The organism is Sphingomonas sp. P4_G3 (genome assembly GCF_056401105.1).
Genome location: NZ_JBFUJZ010000003.1, coordinates 603,793 through 625,415 on the forward strand (window position 1 = coordinate 603,793; position 21,623 = coordinate 625,415).

Consider the following 21,623-nt stretch of genomic DNA (forward strand, 5'->3'; position numbering starts at 1 on the left):
CGCCGGAAAGCCTGTGGGCAACATCGGGAAAACCGCTAGCGCAAGTCATCCCCTCGGCCAAGCGATGCTCGGCGGTGGATAAAGCCATCGGTCATCCACAACGTCATCGACAGGGGACGTTTCCCCACACAGGCTGTGGATTGCGGGGACGAAAGAATGGAATCGGCGCGGTTGCGTGAGTCCGCTGCCGTCAAGCTGTTGGCATTTGCGGGACGAACGCATAAGCCCCGGCATCCACGCGCCAACAACTACAACAACCTTCTATCAATATATCTATATGACTCTTGGGACCGCCCCGATTCCGGAAAAACTCCTACTCGCGACGTTGCTCGGCGAGCGCCGCGACGTGCCTCCGGTCTGGCTGATGCGCCAGGCGGGGCGCTATCTTCCCGAGTATCGCGACCTGCGCGCGCAAAAGGGCGGCTTCCTCGAGCTTGCCACCGACAGCGAGACGGCATGCGAGATCACCCTGCAGCCGGTCCGCCGCTTCGGGATGGACGGCGCGATCCTGTTCTCCGACATATTGATCGTGCCCTGGGCGCTGGGACAGCGTCTGTGGTTCGAAACCGGCGAAGGCCCACGCCTGGCCCCCAAGCTGGTCGACACTGCGCTTAGCGAGCTTGTGGCAGTACCCGAGCGGCTCGAGCCGGTGTACGAGACGGTGCGACGCGTGGTCGCCTTATTGTCGGCCGAAACTACCATGCTGGGTTTTGCCGGCAGCCCATGGACGGTCGCGACTTATATGGTTGAGGGCCAGGGCAGCCGCGATCAGGGCTCAACCCGGCGCCTCGCCTATCGCGATCCCCAGGCATTCCAGGCGATCATCAGCGCGATCGAGGCGATGACGATCGACTATCTGTCGAAACAGATCGAGGCGGGCGCCGAGGCGGTGCAATTGTTCGACAGCTGGTCGGGCAGCCTGGCGCCGAGCGAATTCGAACGCTGGGTGATCGCGCCGACTGCGCGCATCACCGCGGCGCTGGCCGGGCGCCATCCGACGACGCCGGTGATCGGCTTTCCCAAGGGCGCGGGCGCGAAGCTTGCCGCTTATGCGCGCGAAACTAAAGTCGGCGCTGTCGGGCTGGACGAGACAGTCGATCCGGTCTGGGCGAACGAGGTGCTGCCTAAGGGATTGCCGGTGCAAGGCAATCTCGATCCGCTCGCACTGATCACCGGCGGCGACGTCATGACGTCGGCCGCGCGGCGCATCCTTGCGGCGTTCGCCGATCGCCCGCATATCTTCAACCTGGGCCATGGCATCCTGCCCGATGCGCCGATCGCGCATGTCGAGCAGCTCCTAAATTTCGTAAGGAATGGATGATGGACTTCCTCGCCTCGATCTATCTGTGGCTCAAGGCGGCGCACGTCATTTTCGTGATCTTCTGGATGGCCGGGCTGTTCATGCTGCCGCGCTATCTAGTCCATCACCAGGATGCGCTCGGCACGCCCGAGGCGGCGAAATGGGTCGAGCGCGAAACCAAATTGCGCAAGATCATCATGACCCCGTCGATGATCCTGGTCTGGGTGTTCGGTCTGACCATCGCCACGGTCGGCCAGCATTGGAATGAGGGCTGGCTCCACGCCAAGCTGTTGCTGGTGATCGTGATGAGCGGTTATCACGGCTGGATGACGGCCTATGCGAAGAAGCTCGCCGGCGGCAAAGCGACGCTGACGTCGAAACAACTCCGCCTGGTCAACGAGCTTCCTGCCCTGTTTGTCGCGCTCATCGTGATCCTGGTGGTGGTGAAACCGTTCTGATCGCCTTGACTTGAGGGAATCGCGCCCATAGATCGTGGAGACGAGCGGTGCCCTTCGGGACGCTCGCTCTCCTCCTTCCTCCAGCATCGTCGCGGTCCTCGCCGACAGAAGCTCGAAAAATCTCCCCCAAGTCACTCGGAATACACCCGAAATGCATCTTAAAGACCTCAAGAAGAAACCCCCCGCCGAGCTCGTCGCGATGGCCGAAGAGCTGGGGGTCGAGAGCGCGTCGACTCTGCGCAAGCAGGATCTGCTGTTCGCGATCCTCAAAGAACAGGCCGAAAATGGCGAGCTGATCATGGGCTTGGGCACGATCGAAGTGCTGCCCGACGGTTTCGGCTTCCTGCGCAGCCCCGAGGCCAATTACCTCGCCGGCCCTGACGACATCTACATCTCGCCCAACCAGGTCCGTAAGTTCGGCCTGCGTACTGGCGACACGGTCGAAGGCGAGATCCGCGCGCCCAAGGATGGCGAGCGCTATTTCGCCCTGACGCGCCTCACCAGCGTCAATTTCGACGATCCCGATGCGGTCCGCCATCGCGTCAATTTCGACAACCTCACACCGCTCTATCCCGAACAGAAGCTGACGCTCGATCAGCTCGATCCGACGATCAAGGACAAGTCGGCGCGGGTCATCGACATCGTCAGCCCGCAGGGCAAGGGCCAGCGTACGCTGATCGTCGCCCCGCCGCGCGTCGGCAAGACGGTGATGCTGCAGAACATCGCCAAGGCGATCACCGACAACCATCCCGAAGTCTTCCTGATCGTTCTCCTCATCGACGAGCGCCCTGAGGAAGTCACCGACATGCAGCGCAGCGTGAAGGGCGAGGTCGTGTCGTCGACCTTCGACGAACCCGCGCAGCGCCACGTCCAGGTCGCCGAAATGGTGATCGAAAAGGCCAAGCGCCTGGTCGAGCACAAGAAGGACGTCGTGATCCTGCTCGACTCGATCACCCGCCTCGGCCGCGCCTACAACACTGTCGTCCCATCGTCGGGCAAGGTGCTGACCGGCGGTGTCGACGCCAACGCGCTACAGCGCCCGAAGCGCTTCTTCGGTGCTGCGCGCAATATCGAGGAAGGCGGCTCGCTGTCGATCATCGCCACCGCGCTGATCGATACCGGCAGCCGCATGGACGAAGTCATCTTCGAAGAATTCAAGGGCACCGGTAACTCGGAAATCGTCCTCGACCGCAAGGTCGCCGACAAGCGCATCTTCCCGGCGATGGATGTCGGCAAGTCCGGTACCCGCAAGGAAGAGCTGCTGGTCGAGAAGAGCAAGCTGTCGAAGATGTGGGTGCTGCGCCGCATCCTCATGCAGATGGGCACCACCGACGCGATGGAATTCCTGCTCGACAAGATGAAGGATTCGAAGACCAACGAAGACTTCTTCGACAGTATGAACCAGTGAGCGGCCGGGATTAGCGCCCGCTAATCCCCGGACTCGCTCCTGGTCGGCCGGCGGGGCAAAGCCCCGACCGACGCGCGAATTCACTTCGCGCCGCTGTCCCGAACCAGAAAACGGCGCGGCTTACCCGCGCCGTTTTCATTTGCACCCCTCCCCCTCGCTGCTAACGCCTCCCCATGCCGGTCATCGATATCTCCGACGTCTTCACCGCCGCGGGCCTCGCCGCATTGGGCCAGGTCATCATGATCGACCTGATGCTGGCCGGCGACAACGTCGTCGTCCTGGGCACACTCGCCGCAGGCCTGCCCGAAAAGGACCGCAAGCGTGTCCTGTCGATCGGCGTCGGCGTCGCATTGCTCTGCCTGGTGGCATTCGCATTCGTCGCGACGCAATTGCTCCACGTCGTCGGCCTGCTGTTCGCCGGCGGCGTGTTGCTGTTGTGGGTGGCGTGGAAGCTGTTCCGCGAGCTGCAGCACGCACGGCGCCACGACAAGGCGGTTGCCGCCGATGCCGCTACGCCGGCCCGCGCACCCAAGAGCTTCGCCAAGGCGGCGTTCCAGGTCGCGCTCGCCGATCTGTCGATGAGCCTCGATAACGTGCTCGCCGTGGCCGGCGCGGCGCGCGATCATCCCACCGTATTGCTGTTCGGGCTGGCGCTGTCGGTCACGCTGATGGCGATCGCGGCCAATTACATCGCGCGGCTGATCGAGCGCTATCACTGGATCGCGTATCTGGGGTTGGTCGTGATCCTCTACGTCGCGGGATCGATGATCCACGAAGGGATCGTCGATCCGTCGATCGGGCTTGGACGGTTGTTCGGCTGGATTTGATTAGCCCGGGAACATCCGTCACGTTAGCGGGCTTGTAGAGACCGCCGATGACCATCGCCGACTTCTTCTCCGCCGAATCGCTTGCCGTGCTGGGCGAGGTCGTGGTGATCGATCTGGCGCTGGCGGGGGACAATGCCGTTGTGGTCGGTGCGCTTGCCGCTGGCTTGCCCCACGACAAGCAACGCAAGGTCATCCTGTTCGGGACGCTGGCGGCGTTGGTGCTGCGTATCCTGTTCGCGCTAGTCGCGACCTATCTTCTTAATTTCGTTGGTATTTTGACCGCTGGCGGGTTGCTGCTGCTGTGGGTGGCGTGGAAGATGTGGCGAGAGTTGCGCCATCATGCCGGCCACGACGAAATACATGCAGGGCGCACCAAGACCTTTGGCGGCGCGGTCATCGCCGTTGCGCTCGCCGATGTCAGCATGAGTCTGGACAATGTCCTCGGCGTCGCCGGCGCGGCACGCGACCACCCGGCGATCCTGATCTTCGGCCTGGTCTTCTCGGTCGCTCTGATGGGACTAGCCGCCAATTATATCGCGCGCGTGATCGACCGCTATCGCTGGGTCGCCTATGTCGGGCTGGCAGTGATATTGTGGGTGGCGTGCTCGATGATCTACGACGGCCTGACCGACCGGCGGATCGGCGTGCTGCCGGCGCTGGGCGTCGACATCAGGTTACCGTAACATGCTGTTATATAAGATAAATCAGTCCAAATTATCGGCGAAGAACGCCATCGTGCGGTCGTCCGCCTGATTGGCAGCCTCTTCTCTCCGGCGGTTGCCGAACTCGGTCGCGAAGCCGTGGTCGACTCCGGGATAGTCGTGCAGCGTGACTTTGGGGTGGTCGTCCAGCCCCTCGTGCATCGCCTTCTGCACCTCGGGGCTGACGAAGCCGTCGGCGCCGGCGATATGGAGCATCAGCGGCCGCGCGATGGCGTGCTTCTCGCGCAACAGGCCGTCCACGCCGACCGCGTAATAGCCGACGGTCGCGTCGATATCGGTGCGCGCGGCGGTCATATAGGCGAGCCGCCCGCCCAGGCAGTAACCGACCGCGCCGACCTTGCCGCCGCCAACGCGGTCGCGCGCGGCATGGATCGCCGCCTCGATGTCGCGGATACCCTGATCCTGATTGAACTTGCCCATATGCTCGAGCGCGGCCTTGAACTGATCGGGGATGTCGGGATCGAGCTCGATACCTGGCTCGAGCCGCCAGAACAGATCGGGCGCGATCGCAAGATAGCCTGCCTCGGCGAGCTGGTCGCATTTGCGGCGGATGCCGGCATTCACCCCGAAAATCTCCTGGATGACGATGATCGCCGCGCTCGCGCTGCCCCCGGCAGGCTCAGCAACATAAGCATCGAAGCTGGCATCTTTTTCGAGCGTCTCGATCTTGATCGTCGCGGTCATGGCTCTCTCCGAATGGGGCGTTGCGATTGATGGTCCGTCGCGCGCATACAGGTCGTTCAAACAGGTAGCAGCGCGGCCGGCGCGCTCAAGCGGAGTTTCGGCGATGAAGATCAATGTCGAGGTGGATTGCACCCCCGAAGAGGCGCGCCGCGCGATCGGCCTGCCCGATCTGACGCCGATCCATGACAAATATGTCCAGGCGCTGATGGGCGCGATGGACGGTAATATGGTCAAGCCCGAACTGCTCGAGACGATGATGAAGAGCTGGATGCCGATGGGCGATGCCGGGATGCAATTCTGGCGCAAGATGTTCGAGGGCGGCAAGAGCGAGTAATCGCCGTTTGGCGTGACATTGCCATGAGCACGATCTTTGCCCCTTCGTCCGGTCTGCCGCCGGCGGCGATCGCGGTCATCCGTATCAGCGGCCCACAGGCTCTTGCGGCGTCGCGGGCGCTAGCTGGCGATTTGCCTGTTCCACGTGAAGCACGGCTGCGGACCTTGCGCGACCCGGCGAGCGGCGATCATCTCGACAGCGCGCTGGTGCTGGTCTTCCCCTCCCCCAACACCGCGACGGGCGAGGATCTGGTCGAACTGCACGTCCATGGCGGTCGCGCGGTAGTTGCCGCGGTCGAGGCGGCTCTGGCCCGACAGCCGGGATTGCGGCGGGCCGAGCCAGGCGAGTTCACCCGGCGGGCGCTGACCAATGGCCGCATCGATCTTGCCGAAGCGGAAGGCCTTGGCGATCTGTTATCGGCGGAGACCGAATTGCAGCGGCGCGCGGCGCTGGCGATGGCTGACGGCACGCTGTCGCGGCAGATCGCCCATTGGCGCGCCGCGCTGCTTGGACTGGCGGCACGGCTCGAAGCGTCGCTCGATTTTTCGGACGAGGCCGACGTCGACCCGGTGTTGCTCGATAGCATTCGAAGCGGCGCCCGGACGGTGGCGTCCGCGATCGAAGCGGCGCTTAGCGCTCCTGCGGTGGATCGCCTGCGCGACGGCATCCGGGTCGTACTGGCGGGCCCGCCCAATAGCGGCAAGTCGACCTTGCTCAATGCATTGGCCAGGCGCGAGGCGGCGATCGTCTCGCCGATCGCGGGGACGACGCGCGACCGGATCGAGGTGCCGGTCTCGCGAGCCGGCATCCCCTTCGTCTTGACCGATACAGCCGGGCTGCGGGATTCGACGGGCGACGTGATCGAGGCGATCGGAATCGATCGTGCTGGGCAGGCGATCGCCGGGGCCGATCTGGTGCTGTGGTTGGGTGACGAGAACCCGCCCGAGGACCGGATGCTATGGCTCCATGCCCGCGCCGATATGGCCGGCCGTGAGGAAGCGCCGGACGGTGCGGCGCTCGCGGTGTCGGCGGAAACAGGTTCCGGAGTCGAGCAATTGTGGGAGTTGCTGGTCATCCGCTCATCGGCGCTGATCCCCGGCGCGGGCGATATGGCGCTCAATCAACGTCAGCGGGCTCATTGCCAGGAGGCGCTTGAGGCACTTGGTGACATCGGTGCATCGGACGAGCTCGTCGTTGCCGACGCATTGCGGCGGGCCAACGTGGCGCTGGCGCGAATCACCGGCGATGTCGGCATCGAAGCGATGTTGGATGCCTTGTTCTCTAGGTTCTGCATCGGAAAGTGAGTGTTCCACGTGGAACATCCCTGCTAATCGCGCCGCCATGAACAGCTTCGATGTCATCGTGATCGGCGGCGGCCATGCCGGTGTCGAGGCCGCCGCGGCGGCCGCGCGACGCGGCGCGTCGGTCGCGTTGGTCACATTCGACGCGCGCAATATCGGGACGATGTCGTGCAACCCCAGCATCGGTGGACTCGGTAAGGGGCATCTGGTTCGCGAGGTCGATGCCTGCGACGGGATCATCGCGCGCGCCGCCGATGCCGGCGCGATCCACTATCGCCTGCTCAATCGTTCCAAGGGCGCTGCGGTACGTGGCCCACGCATCCAGGCCGATCGCGCCCGGTTCGGCGCCGCGGTGCGCCAGCTACTCGCGCAGCACGATGGCGTGCGGATCGTCGCTAACGAAGCGACGGCGTTGGCGATCGACGGCGGTCGGGTTGCCGGCGTCGAGATGGCGGATGGCATGCGCCTCGCCGCGCCAGCGGTGGTGCTGGCCACCGGGACATTCCTTGGCGCCCGCATGTTTCGGGGTGACGAGCGCGACGCGGGTGGCCGGCTCGGCGAGCGCGCGGCAACGGTGATGGCCGTGCAGTTGCGCGATCTCGGCCTGCCGATGATGCGGCTCAAGACCGGCACGCCGCCGCGCCTGGACGGGCGGACGATCGACTGGGCGCGGACCGAAACGCAGCCGTCCGAAGCGGATAGCTGGACGATGTCGGCGCTGTCGACGGGGCGTCCCCTTCCCCAATTGTGGTGCGCGATCACCCGGACGACCGAGGCGACGCACGCGATTATTCGTGGAGGCCTCGATCGCTCCCCGCTCCTTTCCGGAGATATCGAAGGTGTCGGCCCGCGTTATTGCCCATCGATCGAAGACAAAGTGCATCGCTTCGGCGATCGTGATGGGCACCAGATTTTCCTCGAACCCGAGGCACTGGACGACGCCACGGTCTATCCCAACGGCATTTCCACCTCCCTGCCTACCGATGTGCAACAGGCGCTGGTTGCCTCGATTCCGGGGCTCGAGCGAGCCCGGATCACCGCGTTCGGCTATGCGGTCGAATATGATCATATCGATCCGCGAGCGCTCGATCACCGATTGGCGGTCGCAGCATTACCCGGCCTGTTCTGCGCCGGGCAGATCAACGGGACGACGGGCTATGAGGAAGCCGCGGCTCAGGGCCTGGTCGCCGGCGCCAACGCAGCGGCGGTCGCGCTTGGCGTCGCTGACTTCCTCCCCGACCGCGCGCAATCCTATCTCGGCGTGATGATCGACGATCTGGTCCTCCAAGGCGTTACCGAGCCCTATCGCATGCTCACCGCGCGCGCCGAGTTCCGGCTGCGGCTGCGCGCCGACAATGCCGAGACGCGGCTGAGCGCGGTTGCCGAGGCGGCCGGCCTGCTCGGCGACGAGCGGTTACGGCACGTCCGCGGGCGCGAGGCGGAACGCGCCGCGGTCGACGCGCACCTGGCTGAGCCGCTCACCGCGAGCGCGCTGGCAGCGCGTGGAGCGCAGGTCGCGCAGGACGGTGCGCGACGTTCCGCCGGTGAGTGGCTGCGTTTTCCCGGTGTCGAGCTGGCGCACGTCTCCCCCGCCCTTGCCGCATCGCCTACCCCCGTCGTCGATGAGGCGATCGAGGACGCGCGCTACGCTCCCTATGTCGAGCGGCAAGAGGCCGAAGTATCCGAGCTGCGTGCAAGCGAGCGCATCGCGCTGCGATCGGATCTCGACTTCGAGGCGATTCCCGGCCTGTCTAACGAAATGGTCGAGCGGCTGACCGCTGCCCGACCCGCGACCCTGGCAGCCGCAGGACGTGTCCGAGGGATCACGCCGGCCGCCCTTACCGCGATCCTGCTTCACGCGACACGGGCCGCGGCATGACCGAGGATGAAGCGCAAGACTGGGCAGCGGCGCGATTCGACGCCGAGGCAATTGCCCGGCTCGAGCATCTAGCGGCGATCGTCACGGTCGAAAGCGATCAGCAGAATCTGATCGCGCGCTCGACGCTGGCGACGATCTGGTCGCGGCATATCGTGGATTCGCTGCAGCTCGCGCCGCTGGCGCCCGACAAGGGGGATTGGCTCGATATCGGAACGGGCGCGGGATTTCCCGGGCTCGCGCTGGCGGCTGTGCAGCCCGAACGCCGGTTCATCCTGGTCGAGCCGCGCCGGTTGCGTGCCGATTTCCTGCGCGAAACTGCTGCGACGCTTGCCCTTCCCCAGGTCGAGGTGATCACCGGCAAGGTCGAGAATGTTCGCCAACCCGTCGCGGTCATCTCTGCGCGGGCAGTCGCGCAGGTGGCACAAGTGATCGCGTCGGCGGCACAATGCGCCAGCAATGAGACACTTTGGCTGCTACCAAAGGGCCGAGCGGCGCGCGAAGAGGTGGCGCGCGCCAAGCAAAGATGGCATGGAATGTTCCACGTGGAACAGAGCATCACCGATCCTGTATCAAGCATCGTGATCGCGCGCGGAGTACGGGCGCGATGACCGTCATTGCCGTGGCCAACCAGAAGGGCGGCGTGGGCAAGACCACGACGGCGATCAATCTGGGCACCGCGCTGGCGGCAACCGACAAGCGCGTGCTGATCATCGACCTCGACCCGCAAGGCAATGCCTCGACGGGGCTCGGTATCCACCGCGCTGATCGCAAGAAATCGAGCTACGACATATTGATCGGCGACTGCTCAGTAGTCGACGCGGTGGTGGGGACGGTGGTGCCCGGGCTCGACATCGTCCCCGCGACGGTCGACCTGTCGGGCGCCGAAATCGAGCTGGTCGATTATGAGGAGCGCACGCACCGGCTCGACCATGCGCTTGAAGTCGCGAGCGACCGCTGGGATGTCGTGCTGATCGACTGCCCCCCCTCGCTCGGCTTGCTGACGATCAACGCGATGGTCGCGGCCGATTCTTTGCTCGTGCCGCTGCAATGCGAATTCTTCGCGCTGGAAGGCCTGAGCCAGTTGCTGTCGACGGTCGAGCGCATCCGCTCGCGATTCAATCCCGGCCTCGCGATCCTGGGGGTCGCGCTCACCATGTACGATCGCCGCAACCGGCTGACCGACCAGGTGTCGGCGGATGTCCGCGCGGTGCTGGGCAAGGTGGTGTTCGACACGGTGATCCCGCGCAACGTGCGGCTATCCGAAGCGCCTAGCCATGGGCTACCAGCCTTGATCTACGATTATCGCTGTTCGGGGTCCGAAGCCTATATGGCGCTGGCGCGTGAGTTGATTGGGCGCCTGCCCCCCGCTGCCCCGGCGATCGCCGCATGACCACAGAAGCTCCCCGCAAGCCGCGCCCCAGCCTTGGCCGCGGCCTCAACGCTCTGCTCGGCGACATCGCGCCCGAAGCGGTGCCGACGGTGGGTGGCGGCGAAACACCCGCGGGTATTCGCATGCTGCCGGTTGGCGCGCTGACGCCACAGCCGGGCCAGCCGCGCCGCGTGTTCGACGAAGCCTCACTCGAGGAGCTGGCGCAATCGATCGCCGCGCGCGGCGTGCTCCAGCCGATCCTGGTCCGTCCGCATGGCCGCAACTACCAGATCGTCGCCGGCGAGCGGCGCTGGCGTGCGGCGCAACGGGCAAGGCTGCACGAAGTCCCCGTGATCGTCCGCGAACTCGACGATGCCGATACATTCGAAATCGCGCTGCTCGAGAATATCCAGCGCCGCGATCTCAACGCAGTCGAAGAGGCCGATGCGTATAAGCGGCTGATCAACGAGTTCGGCCATACACAGGAAGCGCTGGCCAAGCTGGTCCACAAGTCGCGCAGTCATATATCTAACCTATTGAGATTGCTTGACCTTCCAGAATCTGTCCTGTCGCTGTTGACCGACGGCAAGATCGACATGGGGCATGCGCGCGCCTTGATCGGCGCCCCGGATGTGGAAAGCCTCGCAGCCGAGGTAGTGGCTCGCGGCCTGTCGGTGCGCGAGACCGAGCGGCTGGCCAAGGCAGCGAAGGATGACGGGACATCGGGCGGCCATGGCGGTGGCAGTGGTGGTGGCCATGGCGGACGCAATGCCGATATCGCCGCGCTCGAACGCCAATTGACCGACGTGATCGGGCTGGGCGTGAAGATCACCTATGGGGCGAAGGGCGGGACGCTGACCGTGTCCTATTCGACGCTCGACCAGCTCGACATGGTGTGCCAGCGGCTAACCGGCGAACCGCTTTAATTGTTCACGCGAAGGCGCAGAGAAAGCGGAGATTTTGGAGAGCCTCGCTGCGCGAGCGAGGCTCAGCGTTTGATCGCCGCATTTGAGTTTCGCGCGCAGCCCACAGCGAAACACCTCCGCGCTCTCCGCGCCTCCGCGCGAACATCAATCTATTCTTCTTCGCGCCTTCGCGCCTTCGCGCTTTTGCGTGAACCAAATCTACCGCATCCGCGCCGCGGCGCGTGTCGTCTCCGTAATCGCGACGTCGGACAACAATTCCCCTGCCCCGCCCGGCGCCATCAACTGACGTTCGGCCCGCCGTAACCGGTCGATCGCCGCGGCGATGTCGGGCGATTTCCATTTCTGGACCTGGCGGATCATCCCCGGTTCCTCGCGGAAATGGACTCGCCGTGCCTTGACCACCGCCGATGGCTGTTTGCCGGCATCGACCTCGGCGCGCATCGCCGCCAGCGTCATCAGCTTGCGGACGATCTGGCGCAGCAATGGGATCGCAGCACCGCCCGAATCGGCGAATCGGGCCAGTTCGCGCGCGATGTCGTGCACCCGCCCCTCCAGCGCGGCATCGACCACGTCGGACATTTGCGATTCGCCGAGATCGGCCCCCAGCGCGTCGAGCGCCTCGTCGTCGAGCTCGCGCGGCCGGTCGGTCGCCGCGTCGAGATAGAGCGCGAGTTTCTCCACTTCACGCGCGATCACGCTGCGATCGCCGCCCGATGCCGCCATCAACCGCCGAATCGCCGTCGGCGTCGGGCGCAGGCCGTATTCGCGCGCGATCCCGACCACCATGCGGTCGGCATTGGCGCCATCGGGAATGTAGCAGGCGAAGCTCATCGCCGCCGGCTGCGCGATCGCGAACTGGACCAGCTTCGAGGTGGTGCGCAGCCCCGGCCCGATCATCACCACCGGATGCTCGACTTGCGGCTCGGCGAGCAGCATTTGCGCGGCCTCGAGCGATTCGTCGCCGGCATTGGCGACCAGGATCCAGCGCCGCCCACCGAACAAGGCGAGCGACCGCGCTTCGTCGACCAGCTTTCCGGGATCGCCGCGCAGCGCGGGCCCTTCCATCGCGACCTTTTCGGCATCGGCGCCAAGCGCCCGTCCCAGCCGCGTGGCATAGTCCATCGCGCCCGCTTCGTCGGGACCGTGGAGCAGATAGAGCCGAACCGCGGAAGCCGCCGAATCCAGCGAGTTAACTAGCTGATTTTCGGACGCTTTCACTTCGCCGAGGCGGCGGCGCGGCGCTGATAGACGGCGATCCGCGTGACGATCTGATCGGCGACGATCTGCGACAGGTTTTCGAGCGCGGTGTTCTCGGCCGCGATCGTGGCATATTCCGAATTGACCACGTCGATGCCGGCATCCGACCCCGCGGTCGCGTCGACCAGCACTTCGCCGCTCGACGCATTGACCAGCTGGTACCGCGCGCGCAGCGACCGGCGCTCGCGCGTGATGGTGTCGTCGCGCTTCACGCCCAGGCCGGTGATCGAATCGTCGAGCTTGACCTCGAGCCGGTACAGCGCCGGCTCGCCGCTGCGCGAGGGCAGGCGATCGCGCAGCGCGGTCGACATCAGATAGCCGTTCTTGCCGGCAATCGGCGCGACCTCAATTCGCGACAGGCTGGAAGCGACCGGACCCGAAGCCCCGCCTTCATAGAGCGGGTGGAGGCCACAGCCGGCGGTCGCCAGCGCGAGGAGGAGCGCGAGTCGCTTCATGCGACCAGATTGACCAGACGATCGGGCACGACAATCACCTTCTTCGGTTCGGCGCCGTCCAGGATGCGGAGCACGTTGGGATTGGCGCGCGCCGCGGCTTCGACCACCGCTCTGTCGCTGCCCTTGGGCATGACCAACGTATCGCGCAACTTGCCGTTGACCTGCACCGCGATCGTCACCTCATCCTCGACCAGCAACGCCGGATCATAAGACGGCCAGTCGGCATTGGCGACCAGTCCCGATCCGCCCATCGCCGCCCAGGCTTCTTCGGCGAGATGCGGGGTCATCGGCGAGACCAGGCGGACGAGCGTACGGATCGCGTTGCTGCGCGACGCGGACGGCTTGGCCTTCTCGATCGCGTTGACCAGTTCGTAGAGCTTGGCGACCGCCTTGTTGAACTGCAGCGCCTCGATATCGACGGCGACGCCGGCGATCGTCTGCGCCAGCTTGCGGTCGAGCACGACGTCATTGCCTTCGCCCTGCTCGATCCCGTCGACCAGGCGCCACAGCCGCTGCACGAAGCGCCACGAGCCCTCGATCCCCGCCTCGGACCAGGCGAGGTCGCGCTCGGGCGGCGAATCGGACAGCATGAACCAGCGCGTCGCGTCGGCACCATATTGGTCGACGATCGGCTCGGGATCGATCGTGTTCTTCTTCGACTTGGACATCTTCTCGGTGCGGCCGACCGTGATCGGTTGCCCGGTGGCGATCTCCTTGCCGTCACGCACGTCATCTGGGCTCAGCCATTTGCCCTCGACCGACTTGTAGGTTTCGTGCGTGACCATCCCCTGGGTGAACAACCCGGCGAACGGCTCGGCGATGTCGAGCATGCCGATATGCTTCAACGCGCGCGTCCAGAAGCGGGCATAGAGCAGGTGCAGGATCGCATGCTCGACCCCGCCGATATATTGCCCGACCGGCAGCCATTGCTCGGCCATGGCGCGGTCGAACGGTCTGTCCTTGGGCTGGCTGGCGAAGCGGATGAAATACCAGGACGAATCGGCGAAAGTATCGAGCGTATCGGTCTCGCGCACGGCCTTGCCGCCACACGACGGGCAATCGACATGCTTCCAGGTCGGATGGCGGTCGAGCGGATTGCCGGGGATGTCGAAGGCAACATCCTCGGGCAACACCACCGGCAGCTGATCGCGCGGCACCGGCACCGCGCCGCATTGGTCGCAGTGGATGATTGGGATCGGCGTACCCCAGTAACGCTGACGGCTGACTCCCCAGTCGCGCAAGCGATAGACGGTGGTGCCCTTGCCCCAGCCGCCCGCCTCGGCGCGGATGATCACCTCGCGCTTGGCATCCTCGACATCCATGCCGTCGAGGAAGTGCGAGTTCACGATCGTGCCCGGGCCTGAATAGGCTTCGGCGCCGTCGAACTTAACGTCGGTCTTGTCGCCGTCCGATACGACGCGGCGGATCGGCAGCTGATATTTGGTCGCGAATTCGAAGTCGCGCTGGTCGTGCGCGGGCACGCCGAACACCGCGCCGGTGCCATAGTCCATCAGCACGAAGTTCGCGATATAGACCGGGATTTGCCACGCCGGATCAAAGGGATGTGTCGCGGTGATGCCGGTGTCGTAGCCCAGTTTCTCCTGCGTCTCGAGCTCGGCGGCGGTGGTCCCGCCCTGCTTGCACAGCTCGATGAACGCGGCCGCCTTCGCATCGCGCGCGGCGATGCCCTGGGCGATCGGATGATCGGCGGCGACCGCGATGAAACTCGCGCCGAAGATCGTGTCGGGGCGCGTCGAGAACACCTCGACCGATCCGCCGTCGGACAGCGACCAGGCGAATTGCAATCCCTGGCTCTTGCCGATCCAATTCTCCTGCATCACCCGGACTTTGTCGGGCCAGTGATCGAGCCCCTTCAGTCCCTCGAGCAACTCATCGGCGAATTGGGTGATCTTGAGGAACCATTGGTTGAGCTTGCGCTTCTCGACCAGCGCCCCCGACCGCCAGCCGCGGCCGTCGATCACTTGCTCGTTGGCCAGCACGGTCATGTCGACCGGGTCCCAATTGACCGCCGATTCGCGGCGATAGACCAGGCCGGCGGCGAGCATGTCGAGGAACAGCGCCTGTTCCTGGCCGTAATAATCGGGCTCGCACGTCGCGATCTCGCGCGACCAGTCGAGCGCGAAGCCCAGTCGCTTCAGCTGCGCCTTCATCGTCGCGATATTCTGGCGGGTCCAGCCGCCGGGATGGACGTGTTTTTCCATCGCCGCGTTCTCAGCCGGCATGCCGAACGCGTCCCACCCCATCGGGTGGAGCACTTCCATCCCCTTCATCCGCCGATAGCGTGCGAGCACGTCGCCCATCGTGTAGTTGCGGACATGGCCCATATGGATCCGCCCCGACGGGTAGGGAAACATCTCGAGCACATAGCTTTTGGGCTTGGGCGAATCGTCTCGCGCGGCAAAGGTCTGGGAATCATCCCAGATCTTTTGCCAATGGGCATCCGCTTTCAGCGGGTTGAAGCGCGACATTAGGGTCTATCCTGCTGGGCGGGCATTACCCGCCCGCCGGGTTCTTGCTTATTTGGGAGCGATCGCCTGGCGACGAAGGTCGCGGGCACGCGTAAGGATCACGTCCTCGAGCTTCTGCACCGTCGCTGCCTGGACCGGTGCGGCAACCCACTGACCGTTGGTGCTGACTTCGCGCAGCGCCGCGACGCGGATCGCGTCGGCGCGCAAATCCTGGTCGAGAATCGACACCGTGACTTTCATCCGCTCGCCGGGCGAGCGCGGATTGACGTACCAGTCGGTGACGATGACGCCGCCGTTGGAATCGGTCTGGAGCAGCGGCATGAAGCTCAGCGTGTCGAGGGTCGCTCGCCACAGATAGGCGTTGACGCCGATCGTCGTCACTTTCGACGCGGCGATATCGGCCTTGGCGGGCCCTCCCCGGTGGTGCGCGCACGCCATCAGTGAGAGCGGAAGGGCCAGATACGCGGCACGGCGCAGAAGGGTCATCGGTCGTTCCCTGATACGAAAGGGGGAGATTATCGCGCATCTATAGACACAGGGCCGTCCGCCGCAAGCGCCGACAGACCAGAACGAGTCTGTGGACGCAATGCAACACTCGGCGGAAAAACGCGATCACCTGTGGCGAGTCGGGATCGAACCGTGTTAGGGCTTGTATGACTATTGGAGTCGCAGGGAACCAATCGTGGTTGGGAAGCGGGCAATTTTCGGAACTGTGGTGGGGACGCTAGCCGTCACCGCCGCGTTTGCCGTGCCCGCGATCGGCGCACCCGATGCCGCCAAGCGGTTGATTTCGCGCCCTGTCGCGTCTTTCTTCACCCCGGCCTCGGCCGATCCCAAGCTTGCCGCGCTGATCGCGCGCAACGGGCTCGACACGACTCCGTTCCGGTTCACGCCGGCCGAATCGCGTGGCACGCAACGCCGCGTGACGCCGCCGCCAGCGGTCAAGACCGGTGTCGTGACGCTGCGCGGCGCGCCGACGGTCGATACCGATTCGGTCGGCCTGGCGCCGATCGCCTATGATCTCGGCCGCAACGCTCCGGTCAAGCACGTCGTGACGCCGAGCGATCTCAAGATCGATCTGGCCGCGAGCCCGGTCGGCACCAAGCCGATCGATCTCGGCACCAGCTTCTCGGTCCGCCGCGCCAACAGGCTGAAGGCGACCAGTGAACGTACCACGGTCGGCGATACGCGCCTGGTGGGATCTCTGCCCAAGGATTCGATCGATGTCGGCGGGTCCTATTCGCTCAGCCGCAATCTCGATGTGACCGCGGGCGTCCGCTACAAGTCGCAGGATCGCGATCGCCTCGCCCCGCTGCCCGATGCGCAGCGTGACAGCCAGGCGGTGTACGTCGGAACCGCGTTCAGGTTCTAAGCCCGTTTCAGGGATTTAACGCAGTTAAATCGCGCTCGGAAACGGGCTCGGCCGGCCTCGCGTAGCGAGGACCGACGGCGCGAATTCACTTCGCGCCGCCACCGCCCGCGCCCCACGCGTCGATCGCCGCCCAGCCATCGAACCCGGCCATTCCCCGGAATCTCCGCGCGTCCATTCCGCCAAGCGCGATCACGATAACCGGCAGACCTTGAGCAATCCGCCGCGCCTTCCGCTCGCCCAACCCATCAACCCCCGGATGCGACCGAGTCCCAAACACCGGCGACACGAACAGCACGTCCACCCCGCGCCGCACTGCGGCGACCGCCTCGGCCCGATCATGCGCCGCCGCCGTCCGCAGCCCGCTCCCGCGCACTCCGCCATGCACTCCATCCTCGCCGAACCCGGCCCGCTCCCCGGCCCGAACCACCACTAGCCCGCGCGCGCGCGCAACGCGCACCACGCGCCGAAACAGCGCCCGCCGCTCCCGCGCCGGCGTCGCATAATGCCGGAACACCACGCTGCTCCCGCGCGGCAAGCGCCGCAACGCCGCCCACAACCCCTCGCCGAGCCGCTCGTCGGTCATCAGCCACAAAACTGGGATCGGGGACTGGCGATGCGGCACGACCCTGCCTATAGCGCGCGGCATGACGACCGACGACCCCGCCGCGCGGCTCGCCGGCGTCCGCGATGCGATTGCCCGGGCGGCGAAGCTCGCCGGGCGCAGCGACCCGATCGAGCTGATCGCCATCTCCAAGACGCACCCCGCCGAGGCGGTCGAGCCGCTGATCGCCGCGGGACAGCGCGTGTTCGGCGAGAATCGCGTGCAGGAAGCGCAAGGAAAATGGCCGGCGCTGCGCGAGCGCCACGCCGATCTCCGCCTCGCTCTGGTCGGCCAGCTGCAATCGAACAAGGCGGCCGACGCGGTGGCTCTGTTCGACGAAATCCATTCGGTCGATCGCGCGTCGCTGATTGCCGCTCTGGCCAAGGCGATGGAAAGCGGCCGCCGCCCCGGTTGCTTCGTCCAGGTCAATATCGGCGACGAGCCGCAAAAGGGTGGCTGCGCGATCGCCGATCTGCCCGCTCTGCTCGCCGAAGCGCGCGCCGCCGATCTGCCGATCGTCGGGCTGATGGCGGTGCCCCCGCTCGAGGTCGAACCGGCACCCTATTTCGCATTGCTCGCCAAGCTGGCGCGCGACAACGGCCTGACCGGCCTCAGCATGGGGATGTCGAGCGATTATCCGACCGCGGTGACGCTTGGCGCTACCCATGTCCGCGTCGGATCGGCACTGTTCGGAGCGCGGACATGAGCGGCGGTGTGATCCCGATCAGGTTCGCGGCGTTGCTGTTCGATTTCGACGGTGTGCTGATCGAGAGCGAATATATCGGCAACAAGCATATCGCCGATTTCCTGACGTCGATCGGCCACCCGACCACGCCCGAAGAGTCGATGGCCAATTTCATGGGCTATGCGGGCAAGGATTTCCTCGATCGGGTGGAGGCGTGGATCGGCCGCGCATTGCCCGAGGACTTCTTCGCCGCGCGCGAGGCCGAGGATGCGCGCGTGATGGCGGAAGGGATCGGCGAGGTCGCCGGCGCGATCGCCTTCGTCCGTTCGCTGCCCACGGACCTGCCCAAGGCGGTGGTATCGTCAAGCTCGACGCGCTGGATCAGCCGCCATCTCGAGCATATCGGCCTGTCCGACATTTTCGGTGATCATCTCTATTCGGGCCGCGAGCATGTCGAGCGTGGCAAGCCGGCGCCCGATCTCTACCTTTATGCTGCCGACAAGCTCGGCGTGACGATCGGCGACTGTGCGATCATCGAGGACTCGCCGGTCGGCGCAACCGGCGCGGTCGCCTCGGGCGGGCACGTCATCGGCCTGTGCGCGGGCAGCCATTGCGCGCCCGATCATGCCGACCGCCTGCGCGCGATCGGGGTGGCGGCGGTGGCATCGAACTTTGACGACGTGGCAAGCCTGCTCGCCTGACGCCCAACCGTCACCTTGGGCTAACACTCCAATCGTGGCTTAAAGCTGGTGCCCCGTCCGATCGCGCTTGGTCGCGAGGTACTTCGCATTGAACGGATTGGGCGGCAGCGCGATCGGCACGCGTTCGGCGACCGTGATTCCCGTCGCCTCGAGCACGCGGACTTTCTCCGGATTGTTGGTCAGCAGGCGGATCGTTGTCTGACCGAGCAGATCGAGCATCCGCGCCGCGACGCGGAAATCGCGCGCGTCGACCGCGAACCCCAATCGCGTATTGGCGTCGACCGTGTCGAACCCCTGATCCTGCAGCGCATAAGCGCGCAATTTGTTGACCAGCCCGATCCCGCGCCCTTCCTGGCGGAGATAGAGCAGGATCCCCCAGCCGGTATCCTCCATCGCGTGGATCGCGGCATGGAGCTGCGGCCCGCAATCGCATTTCAGGCTGCCGAGCACGTCGCCGGTCAGGCACTCGCTGTGCAGGCGGACCAGCGGCGGGCGGCCATCGGGCTGGCCGATGATCAGGGCAACATGCTCGCCCGGCGAATCGGGCGAGCGGAACGCCACGATCTCCGAATTCTCCGAGCCGGCGACCGGCAATTTGGCGCGCGCGGCGATCGCCAGGCTGATCGGGTCCTCGAATGCCTCGATATCGGCGATGGTGATGACCTCGTCCGGCGCCTGGCCGACGAAGAAGGCGGGAAGCACACCGGCGGTGCGTGCGAGCGACAGGGCCGCCGCCATGACGTCACGATCCTCGACATGGATCGCGCGGAACGGGCCTTTCATCGGCGTCGCCATGTCGAGCTGCGGATCGGCAAGCGCGACCGCGCAGTCGAAATCGATCCAGAAAGTGCGCTCGACCAGCACCGGCGAATCGGGAATCGCCGCCTCGAGCTGATTGGCGAGCTTGAGCGTCGCGGCGCGCCCGGCGGACAACAGGATCGGCGAATCGCCCTCGGGGTCGAACGCCTTCATCCGCCCGGCATCGGCGGTTTCGATCGCCAGCAGCCCGACTGGATCACCGGCGCCGCGAATCGCGATCGGCCAGCCGCGGCGCAGTGCGTCGATCGCGCGGGCAACATCACGCGCGCTCATCGGCGCGCCTTCACAGGTCGAACTCGGTCATGATCGGGACATGGTCCGACGGCTTGAGCCAGTTGCGGCAGTCCTCGAACACCTGATGCGACCGCGCCGTCGAGGCGACGTCGGCGGTTGCCCACATATGGTCGAGCCGCCGGCCGCGATCATTGACCGTCCAATCGGGCGATCGGTAACTCCACCAGGTGTGGAGCCGCGCCGGTGCGGGGTAGAAATGGCGCCCGAGGTCGACCCAGGAATTCGAATCCTTGAGCCGGTTGAGCGCGTCGACCTCGATCGGCGTATGGCTGACGACCTTGATCAGTTGCTTGTGGCTCCAAACGTCCGATTCGAGCGGCGCGATGTTGAAGTCGCCGGTCAAGATGGTCGGGCAATCGAGCGTCGCCGACCAGGCGGTCATCCGCTCCACAAAATCGAGCTTCTGGCCGAACTTCGGGTTCACCTCGCGGTCGGGGATGTCGCCGCCCGCGGGCACGTAGACATTCTCCAGCCGCACGCCGTTCGGCAACCGCACGCCGACATGCCGCGCCTCGCGATTGGCTTGCCAGTCGAATCGGTCGTCCTCGACCAGCGGCACTCGGCTGATGATCGCGACGCCGTGGTGCATGCGCTGGCCGTGGAGGAAGATCGTGTCGTAGCCGAGCGCACGGAACGCGCCTGCGGGGAAGTCGGCGTCGATCACCTTGGTTTCCTGCAGGCACAAGATGTCGGGCGCGACCTCGCGCAGGAATTTTTCGACGATCTCGATGCGGAACCGCACCGAGTTGATGTTCCAGGAGACGATCTTCACGGAAGCGCACTTAGGGAGTTCATAGCCGTTCGTCACCTCTGCGCCGCGGCAAAGCCGCGTCGTTGACGTCGAACGCCGCGTTGCGGCGCCGGCCGTGCTGGCGCGAGATCGGCGGCGGGGCGCCGCCGTCCGCGCTGCGCATGGAAAGGCCCCTGTTCCGGGGGCATGGAACAGGGGCCGACCTAGCGTTCGTCACGCAGGCGGGAAGTGGTCCGTTTCAGGCAACAGGGGGAAAATCCTGAACCGCCCCACATCCGCGAGAACTGTATTAAGCGGGCGAAGCTGTCGCCCAGATGAACGGTCGGTTATTTTCTTGGGCCGCCGCGCACTGGATCGTTGAAGCGGAACGTTCCGTCGGAAATCGGCACGTTGAACTTTGGGTCCGACAGTCGAATCGTCGTGCGATTGTTCTGCGCGTCGAGCGCCACCCAGCCGCGCAGGATGAGGCCGGCCGGCCCCGCCGCGTTGCGCTCGAACACCAACGTGATGCGGCCATATTCGGGATGTTTGGGATCGCTGGCGTCGACCGAAATGACCGAAGGATCGGCAGTCGGCATCACCTTGGCGAAGCGGCTGATGTCCTTGCCGGGATCGAGCAGGACGCCCAACGGCGACCCGCCGATCGGCCAACGCTGTTTCTGTCCGACCTGATAGTCGAGGAACCATAGAGACTTGCCGTCGGCCACGATCAGGATCGGCACGCCCTTCTGGTACTGGAAGCGTAGCTTGCCCGGTTGTTTCAACGACAGGGTGCCGGTCAGCGTCTTGCCGTTGCGATCATATTGGCTGAACGCCGCGGTCATCGACTGGGCGGCGCGCAGATGCTCCTGGACCTTGGCAAGGTCGGGCGAGGTCGCCGCCGGCGCGGCGATCGCAGCGGTGGCGGCGAAAGCGGGCACGAACAACAGCGCTAGGGCGCGAGACGTCACGAATATTCTCCTGAAACAGGCGACCAGGGTGGCGCCAAAGG

At 65.4% G+C, this 21,623-nt stretch carries 24 protein-coding genes; 14 read left to right on the forward strand and 10 right to left on the reverse strand.

All coding sequences use genetic code 11. From position 1 onward, the window contains the following. The first annotated feature begins 277 nt into the window (after positions 1-277). The 5 genes from hemE to AC1DQQ_RS11095 all read left to right on the forward strand — a co-directional run bounded on the left by hemE (position 278) and on the right by AC1DQQ_RS11095 (position 4,676). The gene (hemE, locus tag AC1DQQ_RS11075; protein ID WP_478045185.1) at positions 278-1,321 is read left to right on the forward strand and encodes a uroporphyrinogen decarboxylase; all 1,044 of its coding nucleotides are present in this window, start codon (positions 278-280) and stop codon (positions 1,319-1,321) included. After that, positions 1,318-1,758, forward strand: a complete 441-nt coding sequence (locus AC1DQQ_RS11080) for a CopD family protein (protein WP_478045186.1) — start codon at positions 1,318-1,320, stop codon at positions 1,756-1,758. Before hemE ends, AC1DQQ_RS11080 begins: the two co-directional genes overlap by 4 nt. Positions 1,759-1,909: 151 nt before the next feature. After that, a complete protein-coding gene (gene rho, locus AC1DQQ_RS11085) occupies positions 1,910-3,166 on the forward strand; it encodes a transcription termination factor Rho (protein WP_066805204.1) in 1,257 nt (418 codons plus the stop codon). Positions 3,167-3,339: 173 nt separating this feature from the next. Continuing rightward, positions 3,340-3,993: a YjbE family putative metal transport protein gene (locus tag AC1DQQ_RS11090; RefSeq protein ID WP_478041431.1), complete on the forward strand. Its 654-nt coding sequence runs from the start codon at positions 3,340-3,342 to the stop codon at positions 3,991-3,993. Between the two features lie 47 nt (positions 3,994-4,040). After that, positions 4,041-4,676: a TerC family protein gene (locus AC1DQQ_RS11095; protein ID WP_478041430.1), complete on the forward strand. Its 636-nt coding sequence runs from the start codon at positions 4,041-4,043 to the stop codon at positions 4,674-4,676. Between the two features lie 21 nt (positions 4,677-4,697). Here the strand turns inward: AC1DQQ_RS11095 and AC1DQQ_RS11100 are convergent, their stop codons facing one another. Further along, complete coding sequence (locus AC1DQQ_RS11100; protein WP_478041429.1) at positions 4,698-5,399, reverse strand: dienelactone hydrolase family protein; 702 nt, start codon at positions 5,397-5,399, stop codon at positions 4,698-4,700. A gap of 103 nt (positions 5,400-5,502) precedes the next feature. Between AC1DQQ_RS11100 and AC1DQQ_RS11105 the strand changes: the two genes are divergently transcribed. From AC1DQQ_RS11105 to AC1DQQ_RS11130, 6 genes are read left to right on the forward strand one after another with little or no spacing between them, the layout of a single operon-like run. Next, positions 5,503-5,733 (forward strand): DUF6489 family protein, encoded by a 231-nt coding sequence (locus tag AC1DQQ_RS11105; protein ID WP_066824160.1) that lies wholly within the window; start codon positions 5,503-5,505, stop codon positions 5,731-5,733. Between the two features lie 23 nt (positions 5,734-5,756). Beyond that, the gene (gene mnmE / locus AC1DQQ_RS11110; protein WP_478031291.1) at positions 5,757-7,037 is read left to right on the forward strand and encodes a tRNA uridine-5-carboxymethylaminomethyl(34) synthesis GTPase MnmE; all 1,281 of its coding nucleotides are present in this window, start codon (positions 5,757-5,759) and stop codon (positions 7,035-7,037) included. 37 nt (positions 7,038-7,074) lie between these two features. Next, complete coding sequence (gene mnmG / locus AC1DQQ_RS11115) at positions 7,075-8,913, forward strand: tRNA uridine-5-carboxymethylaminomethyl(34) synthesis enzyme MnmG (protein WP_478031292.1); 1,839 nt, start codon at positions 7,075-7,077, stop codon at positions 8,911-8,913. Beyond that, positions 8,910-9,521, forward strand: coding sequence for a 16S rRNA (guanine(527)-N(7))-methyltransferase RsmG (gene rsmG, locus AC1DQQ_RS11120; RefSeq protein WP_478031294.1), 612 nt, complete (start codon positions 8,910-8,912; stop codon positions 9,519-9,521). Before mnmG ends, rsmG begins: the two co-directional genes overlap by 4 nt. Continuing rightward, the gene (locus AC1DQQ_RS11125; protein ID WP_478031295.1) at positions 9,518-10,303 is read left to right on the forward strand and encodes a ParA family protein; all 786 of its coding nucleotides are present in this window, start codon (positions 9,518-9,520) and stop codon (positions 10,301-10,303) included. The genes rsmG and AC1DQQ_RS11125 overlap by 4 nt, the downstream gene beginning before the upstream one ends. Further along, the gene (locus AC1DQQ_RS11130; protein ID WP_478045187.1) at positions 10,300-11,208 is read left to right on the forward strand and encodes a ParB/RepB/Spo0J family partition protein; all 909 of its coding nucleotides are present in this window, start codon (positions 10,300-10,302) and stop codon (positions 11,206-11,208) included. Before AC1DQQ_RS11125 ends, AC1DQQ_RS11130 begins: the two co-directional genes overlap by 4 nt. A 198-nt stretch (positions 11,209-11,406) precedes the next feature. Here AC1DQQ_RS11130 and holA read toward each other — a convergent pair whose 3' ends face one another. From holA to AC1DQQ_RS11150, 4 genes are read right to left on the reverse strand one after another with little or no spacing between them, the layout of a single operon-like run. Next, the gene (gene holA, locus AC1DQQ_RS11135; protein WP_478031298.1) at positions 11,407-12,426 is read right to left on the reverse strand and encodes a DNA polymerase III subunit delta; all 1,020 of its coding nucleotides are present in this window, start codon (positions 12,424-12,426) and stop codon (positions 11,407-11,409) included. After that, on the reverse strand, positions 12,423-12,920 hold the full coding sequence (gene lptE / locus AC1DQQ_RS11140) for an LPS assembly lipoprotein LptE (RefSeq protein WP_478031299.1): 498 nt from the start codon (positions 12,918-12,920) through the stop codon (positions 12,423-12,425). The genes holA and lptE overlap by 4 nt, the downstream gene beginning before the upstream one ends. Then, on the reverse strand, positions 12,917-15,409 hold the full coding sequence (gene leuS, locus AC1DQQ_RS11145; protein ID WP_478031300.1) for a leucine--tRNA ligase: 2,493 nt from the start codon (positions 15,407-15,409) through the stop codon (positions 12,917-12,919). The genes lptE and leuS overlap by 4 nt, the downstream gene beginning before the upstream one ends. A 48-nt stretch (positions 15,410-15,457) precedes the next feature. After that, entirely contained in the window at positions 15,458-15,895 is a 438-nt protein-coding gene (locus tag AC1DQQ_RS11150; RefSeq protein WP_478031301.1) for a DUF3576 domain-containing protein, read from the reverse strand. A gap of 229 nt (positions 15,896-16,124) precedes the next feature. Here AC1DQQ_RS11150 and AC1DQQ_RS11155 point away from each other — a divergent pair, with 229 nt between their 5' ends. Continuing rightward, positions 16,125-16,781 carry a hypothetical protein gene (locus AC1DQQ_RS11155; protein ID WP_478031303.1) on the forward strand — a complete coding sequence of 219 codons (657 nt, stop codon included), beginning with the start codon at positions 16,125-16,127 and terminating at the stop codon, positions 16,779-16,781. A gap of 85 nt (positions 16,782-16,866) precedes the next feature. Here the strand turns inward: AC1DQQ_RS11155 and AC1DQQ_RS11160 are convergent, their stop codons facing one another. Beyond that, on the reverse strand, positions 16,867-17,427 hold the full coding sequence (locus AC1DQQ_RS11160; RefSeq protein WP_478031305.1) for a thiamine phosphate synthase: 561 nt from the start codon (positions 17,425-17,427) through the stop codon (positions 16,867-16,869). Here AC1DQQ_RS11160 and AC1DQQ_RS11165 point away from each other — a divergent pair. Beyond that, positions 17,426-18,088, forward strand: coding sequence for a YggS family pyridoxal phosphate-dependent enzyme (locus AC1DQQ_RS11165; RefSeq protein WP_478031307.1), 663 nt, complete (start codon positions 17,426-17,428; stop codon positions 18,086-18,088). The two genes, AC1DQQ_RS11160 and AC1DQQ_RS11165, sit on opposite strands and share 2 nt — an antisense overlap. After that, positions 18,085-18,768 carry an HAD family hydrolase gene (locus AC1DQQ_RS11170; protein ID WP_478031308.1) on the forward strand — a complete coding sequence of 228 codons (684 nt, stop codon included), beginning with the start codon at positions 18,085-18,087 and terminating at the stop codon, positions 18,766-18,768. The genes AC1DQQ_RS11165 and AC1DQQ_RS11170 overlap by 4 nt, the downstream gene beginning before the upstream one ends. A gap of 39 nt (positions 18,769-18,807) precedes the next feature. On the opposite strand, the gene ribA is transcribed toward AC1DQQ_RS11170, so the two are convergent. The 4 genes from ribA to AC1DQQ_RS11190 all read right to left on the reverse strand — a co-directional run bounded on the left by ribA (position 18,808) and on the right by AC1DQQ_RS11190 (position 21,582). Then, positions 18,808-19,860 (reverse strand): GTP cyclohydrolase II, encoded by a 1,053-nt coding sequence (gene ribA / locus AC1DQQ_RS11175; RefSeq protein WP_478031309.1) that lies wholly within the window; start codon positions 19,858-19,860, stop codon positions 18,808-18,810. Positions 19,861-19,870: 10 nt separating this feature from the next. Next, positions 19,871-20,653, reverse strand: coding sequence for an exodeoxyribonuclease III (locus AC1DQQ_RS11180; RefSeq protein ID WP_478031311.1), 783 nt, complete (start codon positions 20,651-20,653; stop codon positions 19,871-19,873). Positions 20,654-20,672: 19 nt separating this feature from the next. Continuing rightward, a complete protein-coding gene (locus tag AC1DQQ_RS11185) occupies positions 20,673-20,795 on the reverse strand; it encodes a hypothetical protein (protein WP_478031312.1) in 123 nt (40 codons plus the stop codon). A gap of 163 nt (positions 20,796-20,958) precedes the next feature. Continuing rightward, positions 20,959-21,582: a LolA family protein gene (locus AC1DQQ_RS11190; protein ID WP_478031314.1), complete on the reverse strand. Its 624-nt coding sequence runs from the start codon at positions 21,580-21,582 to the stop codon at positions 20,959-20,961. Positions 21,583-21,623 lie beyond the last annotated feature (41 nt).